This is a genomic window from Paraburkholderia sp. EG286B (assembly GCF_040965655.1).
Classification (GTDB): domain Bacteria; phylum Pseudomonadota; class Gammaproteobacteria; order Burkholderiales; family Burkholderiaceae; genus Paraburkholderia.
Genome location: NZ_JBFRCF010000001.1, coordinates 197000 through 210504, shown reverse-complemented (window position 1 = coordinate 210504; position 13505 = coordinate 197000). Strand labels below are relative to the sequence as shown.

Here is a 13505-nt window from a genome sequence, read left to right as displayed (position 1 = left end):
AATGATCGCGTTGCGCCATGAACTGCACGCGCAGCCCGAGCTGGGCTTCGAAGAGCACGCGACGAGCGCGCTCGTCGCCGCGAAGCTCGAGGCGTGGGGCTATCGTGTGTCGCGCGGCGTGGGCGGCACGGGCGTGGTCGGGACGATGGAGCGCGGGCGTGGGGCTAACCTCGGGCTGCGCGCCGACATGGACGCGCTTCCGATTCACGAGGCGACGGGCCTTCCCTATGCCAGCCGCAACGACGGCGTCATGCACGCGTGCGGCCACGACGGCCACACCGCGATGCTGCTGGCGGCCGCTCGATGTCTTGCGCAAAAACCGCGATGGCGTGGCACGCTGCACCTGATTTTTCAACCGGCCGAAGAGGGCCTGGGCGGCGCGCTCAGAATGATCGAAGACGGCCTGTTCGAGCGCTTTCCCTGCGACGCCGTGTTCGCGATGCACAACGTGCCGGGCTTCCCGGCGGGAACGATCGGGTTTCACGGCGGTGCGTTCATGGCCTCCGCCGATGAGGTGACGATTCGCGTGATCGGCCGCGGCGGCCATGCGGCCGCGCCTCAGCAGACGATCGACCCGGTCGTGGTCGGTGCGTCGATCGTCATGGCGCTGCAAAGCGTGGTGGCGCGCAACGTGGCGCCGCAAGACCAGGCCGTGGTCAGCGTCGGCGCGCTGCACGCGGGTAGCGCCTCGAACGTCATCGCGCCTCATGCCGAGCTGCACCTGAGCGTGCGCGCACTTTCGGCGCAGGTGCGCACGCTGCTGGAGCGGCGCATAACCGAAGTTGCCGAAGGGCAGGCCGCAAGCTATGGCGCGCGCGTGGAGATCGACTACCGCCATTGCTACCCGGTGCTCGTCAACCACGAGGACGAGACCGAACTGGCCCGTCGCGTCGCGCTCGAGTGGGGCGGGGCGCAGATGCTGATCGACGGGCTGCGTCCGCTCATGGCGAGCGAGGACTTCGCATACATGCTGGAGCGTTGCCCGGGCAGCTACCTCTCGATCGGCAACGGGGACGGCACGCAGCATTGCTCGCTGCACAATCCCGGCTACGACTTCAACGACGCGAGCCTCGCGATTGGCGCGAGCTACTGGATCAAGCTCGCGGAGCAGATTCTGCAGTAACCCCCGCAACAACTGAAACGACAGCAAGGAGACAGGCAAATGAAGAAATGGACGATGGCGCTTTCACTGGCGCTCGCGGCGGCTGCAACGGCCGGCTCCGTACACGCGGCGGATCTCAAGGGGCGGCAAATCAGGCTGGCGGTCGACCCCACCTATCCGCCGCTCGAATACAAGACGCCGGACGGCACGCTCACGGGCTTCGGCGTCGATATCGCCAATGCGTTGTGCGCGCAACTGAATGCGCATTGCGTATGGGTGGAAACCAGCTTCGACGGCATGATTCCCGGCCTGATCGCGCGCAAGTTCGACGTCATTTCGTCGTCGATGACCATCACGCCCAAGCGCATGGAGCAGATCGCTTTCACCAACAAGATCTCGAATGCGCCTGCGCGGCTCGTCGTGCGGCGCGGCTCGCCGCTGCTGCCCGATGCGGCCTCGCTCAAGGGTAAGCGCGTGGGTGTCGAGCAGGGCACGAGCCAGGAGGACTACGCACGCGCGAAATGGCAGGCCGCCGGCGTGGAGATCGTCGCCTACCAGAACCAGGATCAGGTATACGCGGACCTGACGTCGGGCCGCCTCGATGCGGCGTTTCAGGCCTCCATTGCGGCGAGCGACGGCTTTCTGAAGCGACCCGATGGCAAGGACTTCACCTTCGCCGGAAACGCCATCGACGATCCGAAGTTCTTCGGTCAGGGCGACGGCCTCGGTCTGCGCAAGCAGGACACTGCGTTGCGTGACGCGTTCAACGCTGCGCTCGCCGAAATTCTCGCGAATGGCACCTACGCGCGCATCAACAAGAAGTATTTCGACTTCGACATTTACGGCGCGAAATAACGCAGACCAGACCGAGTAGCCGGCGTGGTGGGCGCAAGGCATGCGGCCCGCCACAGCGAAGGGAAAAGGGGGCACGCCTTCGTTTACATCTTTAGCATGCCTTATAAAAAACGGAAACCTGATGAAGAGGAAGATCTTTTGCGTCATGGCGCTGTGCGGTGCGGCGGCGCCTGCGTTCGCGCAAAGCAGCGTAACCCTTTACGGTGTAATCGACGAGGGTATTGACTACACGAACAACGTGGGCGGCCACGCCGTGTACGAAATGACGAGCGGCTATGCGCAGGGCAGCCGTTGGGGACTCAAGGGCACCGAAGACCTGGGCGGAGGCGACAGCGCGATCTTTCAGATCGAAAGCGGCTTCAACGCGAGTAACGGAGCGCTTGCACAAGGCGGCCGCGCTTTCGGGCGGCAGGCGTTCGTCGGCCTCGCCAATGAGCGTTACGGCACGCTGACGCTCGGGCGCCAATACGATGCCGTGGTCGACTATCTTGCACAGACCACGGCGAACGGCAACTGGGGCGGCTACCTGCTTTCGCACCCGCTCGACAACGACAATACCGACAATACCTTCCGGCTCAACAACACGATCAAGTACGCGAGCCCGACGTACGGCGGCTTCTCGTTTGGCGGCACGTACAGCTTCAGCAACGATACGAACTTCGCGAACAACCGGGCGGTGAGCGTGGGCGCGCAATACACGGTGGGCGGATGGCTCATCGCCGCCGCGTACCTGAACGCCAGCAACCCTGCGCTGACCTCGGGCGGCGCGATTGCGGGCGCGAGCAGCACGAACGGCGCGGACGGCAATTTCGCTTCGTCGCGGTTGCAGATATTCGGTGCGGGCGTGAACTACACGGCTGGATCGGCAACGGTCGGCTTCGCGTACACCAATACGTACATCGGCCAGCCCGTGGCCAACGTTGGGTATCTCACAGGCGACGAGACGATCCAGCCGGTGACCGGACCGCTCGCCGGCGGCCACGTGACGTCGCTCAGGTACCAGAATTTCGAGGTCAACGGCAAGTACCAGTTCACGCCGGCCTTCTTCGTCGGAGCGGACTACGTTTACACGATCATGCACTACGATGCGACGACCGGTAGCGTGCAGCCTTCGATCCACTCGGTGGGCCTGATGGCCGACTACAACCTCTCGAAGCGCACGGACGTCTATCTGCAAGGCGCCTTCCAGCTGGTTGCGGGTGACAGGTCCGGCTCGTCGCTCGACCAGGCATACGTGCCCGGTGCGCAGGATCTTTCCTCGACTTCGCGCCAGCTCGTCGTGCGTGCTGCCATCCGGCACAGCTTCTGAGTTCGGACCACGCCTTGTGCTCCGTTCCAACGGAGCACAGGTCGAACTGTGTCGGCACCTGCGATGCTGAATCAGTTGTCGTCGCTTCTGGACGGGAGATGCTCGTGAGGCTCGGGCTCCGCCGCGTCGGCATCAGGAAGGTCGTCTGGGGCCGGATTTTTCAGGCCCTTTGGATCGGGCTGGCGCGTCTTGTGGACGGACGTTTGCGCGGGGTTGAGGGAGTTGCCGGTCGGCTCCCTGGATGGATTCGACGTCATGATGGGCTCCTGCGCTGATGAATACAGCTCCCTCTCATGATAGTCCGCCTGGCCGCCTTGGGCAGATGTGCCGATTCCGATTGGGATGCCTGGCTGCACCGCTAAACACGCGGACATCGCTAAACATCCAACGGCGTAGTCACGCTGGTCCATCGAAGGCTCGCCGCCATCGCCTCGAGCCGACCAGTAGAGTCGAATGATGTTTGAGTGCGCGCTTGCCCCAAAAAAAGGGGCCACGAAGCGTTTGCCGCAGTGGGGCTAAGCGGATCACATCTTCATCTTCCGTACTCCGCACTATCAGTTTCTTTAATGGTGCCCCGTGCCTGATTTGATTTCCTGAATGTGTCACTACACTCGTCTTCAGCGATACGCCAATTTTGATGGCTATCGAGGGTTCCACACTTCCAATCTGGAGACATCCCGTGAGACACAACCATGCTCATATGAGCGACTACTTAGGCCGGCTGTTAGCCGGTCTTGCGCTCTGCCTGTTCTCAGTGGCGCCGGCCATGGCGCAATCCACATCCCCCGATAAACTGCCCCACGTAGCGGTGCTGGCAACCGGCGGCACGATCGCAGGTACCGCGGGGAGTGAAACGCAGACGACGGGCTACAAACCGGGCGTACTGACGGCCGACGCGCTTCTCAAATCGGTCCCGTCACTGGGCAAGATTGCCCAGGTGTCCGGCGAACAGATTTCGAATGTCGGAAGTGAGAACATCACCAACGATATCCTCCTGAAACTGGCGAAGCGCGTGAATCAGCTGCTTGCTCAACCGGATATCGCGGGTGTCGTGGTGACCCACGGCACCGATACCCTTGAGGAAACCGCCTATTTTCTAGATCTCGTTGTCAAGAGCGACAAGCCCGTGGTGGTCACGGGATCGATGCGGCCGTCGACGGCCATCAGTGCCGACGGTCCGGGCAATCTCCTGCAGGCAGTCACGGTTGCCGCCTCGCCGGAGGCGCGTGGCCACGGCGTCATGATCGTGCTGAATGACCGGATCGGCTCGGCTCGCTACACCACGAAGACCAACGGCACGACGCCGGATACGTTCAAGGGAAACGACGCGGGTTACCTGGGCACGCTGGTGGACGAGGTTCCTCACTTCGAGACGTCCGTACTGAAACGCAATACCACGGCTACGCCATTTGACGTATCGAAACTCGATGCTCTGCCGGAAGTCGATATCGTCTACGGCTATCAGAATGACGGCGGCTACCTGTACGACGCCGCAGTCGCGCACGGAGCGAAGGGCATTGTCGTCGCCGGCGTTGGAGCAGGCAGCGAATCGCTTCTCACCCTTCCGTCGATCAGGAAGGCGATCGCCCAGGGGGTGATCGTGGTCCGCTCTTCCCGCACAGGAGGCGGATTCATTCCGGAAGATCCGGCCTATGTGGGTCTTCTCGGTGACGATCTGAACCCCCAGAAGGCCCGCATTCTCCTGATGCTTGCGCTCACGGCGACCAAAGATCCGTCGAGCATCCAGGCAATGCTTCACCAGTTTTGACCGGCTTCCGCCGGCTGAGCACCGGTGAAGATGATTCGTTCAGGCGCGGCGGTGCTGTTCCAGGAGCCTCAACCGGTTGGCGTACGTCGAGGTGCTCTACTTCAGCCTCCGCGTGACATAGTATTAGAGTTACTGATACTGACACCGGACATGCTGTTTTCTTGAATCTGAGTCCCTACACTGGTTTCAGAAGGCGCAGGCAGGCGCCTCGCTGATAACCAGAGTCCAGGAGACGAAAGTGAGCAAGCAGATATTCATGGAGGACGTTCCGCTGCGCGGTTTCCACTTGCGTGTGGCCTTCAGCGGGACAGGCGGACAGTTCAGCGACGGTTTCGTGCTGGGCATCATCGGCATCGCGGTGAGCATGGCTGCAGGGGCGCTGCACCTGAACGCGCTCTGGATGGGAGCACTCGGTGCGGCGTCCCTTGCCGGCCTGTTTTTTGGCAGCATGTTTGCCGGGCCCGTGGCAGACAGATATGGCCGGCGCACCATTTTCGCCTTCGACATGCTGCTCTTTGCGGCGATTTCTGCAGCGCAATTCTTTGTGACGTCGCCGACCCAGCTGCTGGTGTTGCGCGTGCTGCTTGGCCTCATTCTCGGCGCCGACTATGTCGTGAGCAAATCGCTCGTCACGGAGTTTTCGCCACGCCGCTATCGTGGCCGTCTCCTGAGCGTGCTCGCGGCGGCCTGGGCGGCGGGTTACGTCTGCGCGTACCTCGCGGGCTTTGCCATTCGCGACATCGGTCCCGACGCATGGCGGATCATGCTGGCCGCCAGTGGATTGCCGGCACTGCTGATCCTGCCGTTCCGTCTCGGCGTACCCGAGTCGCCCATGTGGCTGATGAAGCGCGGCCGGAAGGACGAGGCACTGAAAATCATCCGCGCAAAGTTCGGTCCGGAAACCATTCTGCCTGCACCGGCAGCCGAGACCCAGCGACGTCGTGGTGCCTGGTCAGAACTGTTCTCGGCCCGCTGGAGAAAAAACACCCTGGTCGGCTGCGTGTTCTACACGTGCCAGGTCATCCCGTACTTTGCGCTCGGTACCTTCTCGCCGAAGGTACTGCAAGCCTTGCAGGTCAAGGACGGCTTTGTCGGTGGACTCGTTTATAACGTGCTGCTCTTCGCCGGAGCCATCTTTGGACTGCTGATCGTTGACAGGCTCTCGCGCCGCGCGTTCCTGATTGGCAGCTTCTATCTCGCGGCTATCGGACTGGCGGTGCTCGCCTACGCCGGGTTCGGTCCGCTCGGCACGATACTCTCGTTTGGCATTTTCGCCTGCATTCTCTCGGCGGCGGCGAACCTCGAGTTCGTCTATCCGCCCGAGCTTTTCCCGACCCACCTGCGCGCGTCAGGCGTCGGGCTGGCCGTTGCCTCCAGCCGGTTCGGTTCCGCGATCAGCACGTTTCTCCTGCCCGTGGCCGTGCAACAGGTTGGCATTCACGCTGCGCTCGGTGTGTGCGTGGCCGTATTGGTGTTCGGTGGCGTGTTTTGCCATTTGTTCGCACCGGAAACCGGCAAGGAGAGTCTTTCGGATATGGGTTCTGGTCAGGGCGGCAACGAGCCGGCGGTGGACGGCGCCCAGAACGTGAGCCTGCACACAGCGGGACATCGCCACTGAAGCCCAGGCGTCTGACGCTCCCACGTTGGCGCACTCATGGCAATGTCTGCTGAACGCAACTGTGGGAGAGTCCATCGTGTCGCTCAACAAGCCAATTGATATGTATGCGGTGCAGGTCTTCGTCGCCGTGGCGGAGGAGGGCAGCATGTCCGGTGCGGCTGCACGCATGGGCATTTCCCAATCGGGTGTCTCGCAGATCGTCCGCCAGCTGGAAGACGAACTGGGGGTCGTGCTGGTCAATCGCACGACCCGTCCGCTCGCGTTGACGCCATACGGCATCGCATTGAGGAACCGCGGAGCGGTGCTCAGCGAGGAGATCGCCAATCTGAAGGCGCAGGTCGTCGAAGCGGGGCGAGGCATCAAGCCTGATCTTCGCATCGGATTTGTCGACTCGTTCGCGGCCACCTGCGGCTCGGCTTTTACGAAGCGCCTGCTGGAGAAGGTATCGCAACTGTCCATCCGTACGGGATTGAGCCCGCAGCAGGGCGAGGCGCTGCTGCGGCGCGATCTGGACCTCATCGTCACGAGCGACGCGCTGATCGACGCCAATGACGTCGTGCGCTTCCGGCTCCTGTCCGAGAAGTACCTCGTCATCACGCCGCGGGATTTCCGCAAGTCGGTTCGAACCGTGGAAGACATCCGGGCCTTGGCCGACGCATTGCCCATCGTGCGCTTCAACCGGAAATCACAGGTCGGCATGCAGATCGAGCGCTATCTGCGTCGCATTGAGGTGCGCACGCCGACCAGGCTCGAACTCGACAACGCTGACGCGCTGACTTCGATGGTGGCCGAAGGCATCGGCTGGGCCGTGACCTCGCCGATGTGTCTGCTTCAGGGGGCGGCTTACGCGGACGGGGTGACTCGCCACGTCGTCGACAGACTGGGCCTCGAACGGTCGCTGTATCTGGTCGCGCGGCGCGACGAATACAGCGCCTTTTTCGAAGACGCATGCGATACGGCATCCGAAGTGATCGAAACATCGTTCCTGCCGCGAGTGAAAAAGGCTCTCGGCCAGGAAATTGAACAACTGATTGATGTTGGAAACAGGAACTCAAATGAACAGTCAAGCCAAAGCTGAAACGCGTACCGAACGCGATTACGTTGGTGAAGTCGAAATTCCGGTCGAGAAATTGTATGGCGTCAACTCGGTGAGGGGTGTTGACAATCTGACGGTTTCTCCTCTCAGCATTGCCCACTATCCGGCGTTTGCGGTGGCTTTCGCGCAGTGCAAATGGGCGGCCGCGCTCGCGAACCGGGACACCGGTGTCATCACGCCGGAACAATGCGATGCAATCAGCCGTGCGTGTCAGGAAATCATCGAAGGCAAGTTTCGTGACTCACTGATCGTCGATCTGCTCGAAGGCTCGGGTGGCACGTCGACGAACATGAATTTCAACGAGGTGATCGCCAATCGGGCGCAACAGCTTTTGGGGCACGCGCCCGGGTCGTACGACGTGATCCATCCCAACGATCATGTCAACCGCTCGCAGTCCACGAATGACGTGTATCCAGCCGCGCTGAAGATTGCGACCTACGCCATGCTCGGACCGCTCATTGCGGAAGTCGAGAAACTGGCGGCGCAGTTCGATCGCAAGACGATCGAGTTTGCCGACGTCCTTCACCTCGGCCGTACGTGTCTGCAGGATGCGCAGCCGATGCGTCTCGGTCAGCTTTTCGGCGGTTATGCGTCGCTTGCGCGACGTCTCGCGGAGGAACTGGTGGCAGTGCGCGACAAACTGCGGACGCTGCCGCTCGGTGGTACGGCCATCGGTACGGGTTTTGGTGCGCCGGCTGGGTATCGATCCGCTGTCTATCGACACCTCTCGGAAATCGTAGGCGTTGACTATGTCGCGCCGGCAAACGCGTTCGACGCGATGCAGAACATGGACGTGTTCTCGCGCGTTTCGGGCGAGCTTCGCACCTGTGCGGCGTCCATTGCAAAAATTGCATCGGACTTGACGGTTCTCTCCTCCGGCCCTGTGGGCGGAATTGGCGAACTGCGCCTGCCGGAAGCGCAGGCCGGCTCGTCGATCATGCCGGGCAAGGTGAATCCCGTGCTGCCGATGGCGATGATCCAGTTGAGCTTTGCCGTTATCGGCAATGATGTCGCTGTGGCTCAGGCGGTTCAGTATGGAGAACTGGAAATCAATCACTTCGAGCCCGTAGTGGCCTCCCGTGTGTTCGACAGCATCATGCTGCTGACCAACGGCATCGAGAGGTTCACGCAGAAGTGTATCGCCGGCATCACCGCCGACGGTGCATGCAATGAGCGACACCTGATGGACTCGATGGCTGTGGCCACAGCGCTCGTGCCGAAGCTTGGATATGCTCGTGTCAGCAAGCTGGCGCGACAGTCGGTTGCGGAAGGTCGGCCACTCGTTCAGATTCTCGACGAATCCGGGCTGCTTTCGCGCGACGATACCCTGTCGCTGATCGATACGGCCTCGTACCCGGTATTCGAGCCGAGGTAATCGACCCTGGATTGAGGCAACGTGGACTCAGCCCGGCGACCGCACTCAGCACTCCCTCGAAATGCCGCCACACTTGTTACTCCCAACCGCCGATTCCCGGTAGCAAACTACTCACGTCACCCAACGAGCGACGCGTAGCGGACGCAATCGCGCCGCAGGAATTTGCCCAATTCAGGAGGTCGCAAAAGCCATGAGTTCAGCAACCGAAAACGGAAGGAAAGGCGGACAGCCCGCCATGCGCACACCACCGGTCGTCTCGTCGCAGGCGTGGGAAGAGGCGCGCCAGCAGTTGCTCGTGAAAGAAAAGGCGGCGACCCGGGCTCGGGACGCCCTCGCCGCCGAGCGCCGCCGCATGCCCTGGATGGCGGTGGAGAAGGCCTATGCATTCGAAGGGCCTGCGGGCAAGCTCAGCCTGCTGGATCTGTTCGACGGCCGGCGTCAGCTGATCGTCTACCGCGCGTTCTTCGAACCGGGCGTGTTCGGCTGGCCCGATCATGCCTGCCGGGGCTGCTCCATGGTGGCCGACCAGGTCGCCCACGTCGCGCACCTGAACGCGCGCGACACCACGCTCGTGTTCGTCTCGCGTGCGCCTCAGGCCGACATCGCGCGACTGAAGGCGCGCATGGGCTGGGAGATCCCGTGGTTCACCATCACCGACAGCTTCGACGCCGACTTCGGCGTGGACGAGTGGCACGGCACGAACGTGTTCTACCGCGACGGCGAGCGCGTAGTGCGCACCTACTTCATCAACAACCGCGGCGACGAACAGATGGGGGGCACCTGGAACTACCTCGACATTACGCCGCTGGGTCGCCAGGAGGTCTGGGAGGACTCGCCCGAGGGCTATCCCCAGACCCCAACCTACAAGTGGTGGAACTGGCACGACAACTACAGCGCAGACGCGCCGCCCGACAAGAAGTGGGTCGAGGTATCGGACGCCGGCGAGGCGGCGTTCCGCAAGCAGGACCAGCAAGGAACGCCTTGAGCGAAACGTGTTCGGTCAGGCGTGTGCCTCAAGCGGCAAGCGCGGCATCGACCGCGGCCAGGTAGTGCTGGAAGCCTGCCTGCAGCAGCACGGTTCGCACGCACGCGAGTTCGCCTCGCGCGGCTTCGTCCGCAGGCGCCTGCAGGACGCGCGCGAGCGCGCGTCCGCGCGCCGCGAACAGCTCGGCCCAGGGGAGCGGCTCGCGCCGCGTGTAGTGCTCCAGTGCGCTCGCGTAGCGCAGCACGCCGGCCGGATCGCGGGCCGCCAGCATCGCTTCGATCGCGTCGCGGTAGAACCACAGATGGTTGTGGCCGACCGCGCCGAGGCGCAGCAGGTCCGCGCCTTCTGCCAGCAGGCGCGTGCGCTCGTCATGCTCGTCGACCGCGCGAGCGAGGGCGCTCAGATTCTTCGGCGCGGAAAACTGCGTGCCCACCTCGCGCGCGATCGCCAGCGCCTCGCGCAGCGCCTCGATGGCTTCGCCGCGGCGCCCGTCGGCGAGCCAGACACGTCCCTGCATTTCCACGTTCTGCGCTTCGAACCGGCGCGCGCCCAATTGCCGGATCACGCGCCTTTCCTGCTCCAGATGGACCTGCGTAGCCGGCATATCGCCTAGCTCGTAGCAGGCGAACACGCCGAGCGTCTCGCCCAGCAATTGCGCGCGCGGCTGCCCGATCAGCGTGGCGGCGCGCACGGCGGCAACGGCGTCTTCGCGCGCCTGCCGCGGCTCGTTCAGATAAATGCGGCTGAAGCCCTGCATCGACAGATTGGCGACTTCGATCCGGCCGCACCCGTGCTCGCGGCTCAACGCCACGCAATCGCTGAAGTGGCGGAACGCGGTCCGCATCCGCCCTTGCGCGTAGGCGGCATCGGCAAGGCCGCCGAGCGCCCGGGCCTCGGCCTCGGGCAGGCCAAGGCGCCGCGCGTATTCGAGCCCGCGCTCGTGCTCGGTGCTGCAGGCATCGATCTTGCCGAGCGGAAAGTAGATGTTGCCGCGCAGATAGTGAAGGCTCGCGAGCTCGGCCACCCGGTCGTCGCGTTCCGCGAGCCGCTGCGCAGCCTCGAGCAGATCCAGCGCTTCGTCGAGGCCTTCGCTCACCCGCAGGCCTTCCGCGAGCCCGAGCTGGCAGCGGCACAGACTGGCGTCGTCGGGGGCGACCGCGAGCGCCGCGCGCCAGGTCGCGATCGATCCCGCGATGTCGCCGAGGTCGCGCTGCAGTTCGCCTTTGCAGCAGTTCAGGCTGTGGCGGTCCGTTTCCGTCTGCGCGATCTCGAGGCCCCGCTCGGCGAGGCGCAGCGCGGCCTCGAGCAGGTGCGCCGTGCGCTGCGCGAGCGCGGCGGCCAGGTAGGCCTGCGGCGCGCGTTCGTCCTCGGCGCGGTCGAGATGCTGGGCGTGCAGCGTGGGGTCGCCGTGCGCGAACCAGTCGGCCGCGCGGCGGTGCAGCTCGCGCCGGCGCGCGCGCAGCAGCGTCGAATAGGCGCTCTCCTGGATCAGCGCATGGGCGAACAGGTACTCTTCGCCCTCCGGCAGCACGAGCGCATTGGCGAGCAGGCCGTCGCAGACGTAGCCGGGGTCGTCGATGAGCCGCCGCAGCAACGCGATGCCGAACCGCTGCCCGATCACGGCAGCCGCCTGGAAGGCCAGGCGGTCGCGCGGCGCGAGCCGGTCCATCCGCGCGAGCACGAGGCTGCGGATCGAGCCGGGCACGGCGTTGCCGCTGCCTTCCTCGGCGTTGCGCAAGAGCTGCTCGAGGAACAGCGGGTTGCCGCCCGCGCGCTCGATGCAGGCGAGCGCGACCCGCTGCGTCGCGTCGATGAAGTTGCCCGCGAGGCTCAGTGCCTCGTCCTGGCGCAACGGCCCGAGGTCGAGCGTCGCGAACGGGGTGTCGCGGCAGCGCGCGCGCCACGCCGCATCGATCGGGTCGCCTTCCACGCGCGAGGTCGTCACGAGCAGGCCCGGGCCGTTCGCGATGCCCGAGGCGAAGGCCGAGAGATAGTCGAGCACTTCGGGCTCGGCCCAATGCAGGTCTTCGACGACGATCAGCGTGGCCGCCCGCCTGCAGGCGTCGCCGGTCAGTCGCGCGGCGAGCGCCTGCTTGCCGCGCTTGCGCGCGCCGTGGTCCATGGCGTCGTAGACGGTTCGCCATTCGTCCGCGAGCGGCAGGTCGAGGAGGTCGTGGAGAAACGCGTGCTGGCCGGCCTCGAGGCTGCCTTCGGCGGCGAACCGCGCGGCGGCGGCGCGCCGCGCGTCGCTCGGTGCGCCGCCCGGCAGGCCGAGCAGGCTGCCGGCGATCGTGTGCACGGGATCCTGCCCCTTGCCCACGCCGAAGTCGAGCACGAGGCCCCGGTGGATCTCGAAGCCCTGCGACTGCGCATAGCGGCGCATCTCGTCGACGAGACGCGTCTTGCCGATGCCCGCCTCGCCGCGCACATGGATGATATGGCCGGCCCGCCTCGCGACGCACGCGCGGACGATCCCGTGAAACTGCTCCAGCTCGGCCTCGCGTCCGACGAAAAGGCTCTGACCCGTCTTCGCCGATTCGCTCGCCGGGTCGCTCGAAATCGCGCGCAGCCGCCATGCGCGCACCGGCGTGTCGATGCCCTTGAAGTGCTGCTCGCCGAGCGCGTCGCAGACGGCGGCGTCACCGAGTGCGCGCGCCACGTCATCGGAAAGCCAGGTCTCGCCGGCGGCCGCCGCGACCTGCAGGCGCGCGGCCAGGTTCACTGGAGTGCCGGTCGCGGTGTAGTCGCGCGCGTCGACGCAGCCGAGCGCGCCGGCGACGACTTCGCCGCTCGCGATACCGATATGGGCCTGCAACGTGCGTGCCGCCTGCATGCTCAATTGCGTCAGCGCCTCATGGATGTCGAGCGCCGCGCGCGCCGCGCGCAGCGTGTCCGTCTCGTGCGCGCGGGGCGCGCCGAACAGCGCCATCACCGCGTCGCCGATATGCCTGTCGGTCGTGCCGCCCCAGGCGAGCACGATGCCGTCGACGAGCGCCGTGAAGCGGCCGATCAGCGCGCGCAGCTCCTCCGCATCGAGCGTACGCGAGAGCGCGGTGAAGCCGCAGAGATCGGCAAACAGGACGGTGACCTGCCGGCGTTCGTCCGTGGGGAACTCCAGCGATTGGGGTGCGACCGGCGCTTGCGCCACAGGTGGAGCCGCGGCTGGCGGATTCGGCGCGGCGGCAGCGAGGATGCGTTTGCGGTGGCCGAGCGACTGCACCCCGAGTTCCCGCAAATCCGCGTCGGTCAGCTGCGCGAGCAGCGAGAGATCGATATCGTTTGCCGCGAACGCCTGCGCGTACTGCTCGAGTCCCAGGGCGCGCAGCCATTGCTCAATATCCATGTTCGCCGCCTGGATGCGATGCCGGTTGCCTGATGCGAACCGCTCCGAGCCCGT

The 13505-nt window shown here is 64.6% G+C and carries 10 protein-coding genes; 8 read left to right on the top strand and 2 right to left on the bottom strand.

The features are described 5' to 3' along the window. The first annotated feature begins 1 nt into the window (after position 1). From AB4Y42_RS00930 to AB4Y42_RS00920, 3 genes are all read left to right on the top strand, one after another. Positions 2-1123 carry a M20 aminoacylase family protein gene (locus AB4Y42_RS00930; protein ID WP_368693394.1) on the top strand — a complete coding sequence of 374 codons (1122 nt, stop codon included), beginning with the start codon at positions 2-4 and terminating at the stop codon, positions 1121-1123. Between the two features lie 39 nt (positions 1124-1162). Beyond that, positions 1163-1957 carry an ABC transporter substrate-binding protein gene (locus AB4Y42_RS00925; RefSeq protein ID WP_368693109.1) on the top strand — a complete coding sequence of 265 codons (795 nt, stop codon included), beginning with the start codon at positions 1163-1165 and terminating at the stop codon, positions 1955-1957. A 121-nt stretch (positions 1958-2078) separates the two neighbouring features. Continuing rightward, positions 2079-3266 carry a porin gene (locus tag AB4Y42_RS00920; protein WP_368693108.1) on the top strand — a complete coding sequence of 396 codons (1188 nt, stop codon included), beginning with the start codon at positions 2079-2081 and terminating at the stop codon, positions 3264-3266. A 71-nt stretch (positions 3267-3337) separates the two neighbouring features. On the opposite strand, the gene AB4Y42_RS00915 is transcribed toward AB4Y42_RS00920, so the two are convergent. Continuing rightward, positions 3338-3523 carry a hypothetical protein gene (locus AB4Y42_RS00915; protein ID WP_368688327.1) on the bottom strand — a complete coding sequence of 62 codons (186 nt, stop codon included), beginning with the start codon at positions 3521-3523 and terminating at the stop codon, positions 3338-3340. A gap of 443 nt (positions 3524-3966) precedes the next feature. On the opposite strand from AB4Y42_RS00915, the gene AB4Y42_RS00910 reads away from it, so the two are divergent. The 5 genes from AB4Y42_RS00910 (at position 3967) to AB4Y42_RS00890 (ending at position 10108) form a co-directional block, all read left to right on the top strand. Then, entirely contained in the window at positions 3967-5034 is a 1068-nt protein-coding gene (locus tag AB4Y42_RS00910) for an asparaginase (RefSeq protein ID WP_368693107.1), read from the top strand. 238 nt (positions 5035-5272) lie between these two features. Then, positions 5273-6652, top strand: a complete 1380-nt coding sequence (locus AB4Y42_RS00905) for an MFS transporter (RefSeq protein ID WP_368693106.1) — start codon at positions 5273-5275, stop codon at positions 6650-6652. A gap of 76 nt (positions 6653-6728) precedes the next feature. Continuing rightward, a complete protein-coding gene (locus tag AB4Y42_RS00900) occupies positions 6729-7730 on the top strand; it encodes a LysR family transcriptional regulator (RefSeq protein ID WP_368688329.1) in 1002 nt (333 codons plus the stop codon). Next, on the top strand, positions 7687-9123 hold the full coding sequence (locus AB4Y42_RS00895) for an aspartate ammonia-lyase (protein ID WP_368693393.1): 1437 nt from the start codon (positions 7687-7689) through the stop codon (positions 9121-9123). Before AB4Y42_RS00900 ends, AB4Y42_RS00895 begins: the two co-directional genes overlap by 44 nt. 190 nt (positions 9124-9313) lie before the next feature. Beyond that, positions 9314-10108: a DUF899 domain-containing protein gene (locus tag AB4Y42_RS00890; RefSeq protein ID WP_368688330.1), complete on the top strand. Its 795-nt coding sequence runs from the start codon at positions 9314-9316 to the stop codon at positions 10106-10108. 28 nt (positions 10109-10136) lie between these two features. On the opposite strand, the gene AB4Y42_RS00885 is transcribed toward AB4Y42_RS00890, so the two are convergent. Then, the gene (locus AB4Y42_RS00885) at positions 10137-13451 is read right to left on the bottom strand and encodes an adenylate/guanylate cyclase domain-containing protein (protein ID WP_368693105.1); all 3315 of its coding nucleotides are present in this window, start codon (positions 13449-13451) and stop codon (positions 10137-10139) included. Positions 13452-13505: the final 54 nt, after the last annotated feature.

Excerpts from the sequence above, each read along its gene's own strand:
- AB4Y42_RS00915 (WP_368688327.1), bottom strand. The coding sequence starts at position 3,523 with ATGACGTCGAATCCATCCAGGGAGCCGACCGGCAACTCCCTCAACCCC.
- AB4Y42_RS00895 (WP_368693393.1), top strand. The coding sequence starts at position 7,687 with ATGTTGGAAACAGGAACTCAAATGAACAGTCAAGCCAAAGCTGAAACG.
- AB4Y42_RS00890 (WP_368688330.1), top strand. The coding sequence starts at position 9,314 with ATGAGTTCAGCAACCGAAAACGGAAGGAAAGGCGGACAGCCCGCCATG.
- AB4Y42_RS00920 (WP_368693108.1), top strand. The coding sequence starts at position 2,079 with ATGAAGAGGAAGATCTTTTGCGTCATGGCGCTGTGCGGTGCGGCGGCG.
- AB4Y42_RS00925 (WP_368693109.1), top strand. The coding sequence starts at position 1,163 with ATGAAGAAATGGACGATGGCGCTTTCACTGGCGCTCGCGGCGGCTGCA.
- AB4Y42_RS00910 (WP_368693107.1), top strand. The coding sequence starts at position 3,967 with ATGAGCGACTACTTAGGCCGGCTGTTAGCCGGTCTTGCGCTCTGCCTG.
- AB4Y42_RS00885 (WP_368693105.1), bottom strand. The coding sequence starts at position 13,451 with ATGGATATTGAGCAATGGCTGCGCGCCCTGGGACTCGAGCAGTACGCG.
- AB4Y42_RS00930 (WP_368693394.1), top strand. The coding sequence starts at position 2 with ATGATCGCGTTGCGCCATGAACTGCACGCGCAGCCCGAGCTGGGCTTC.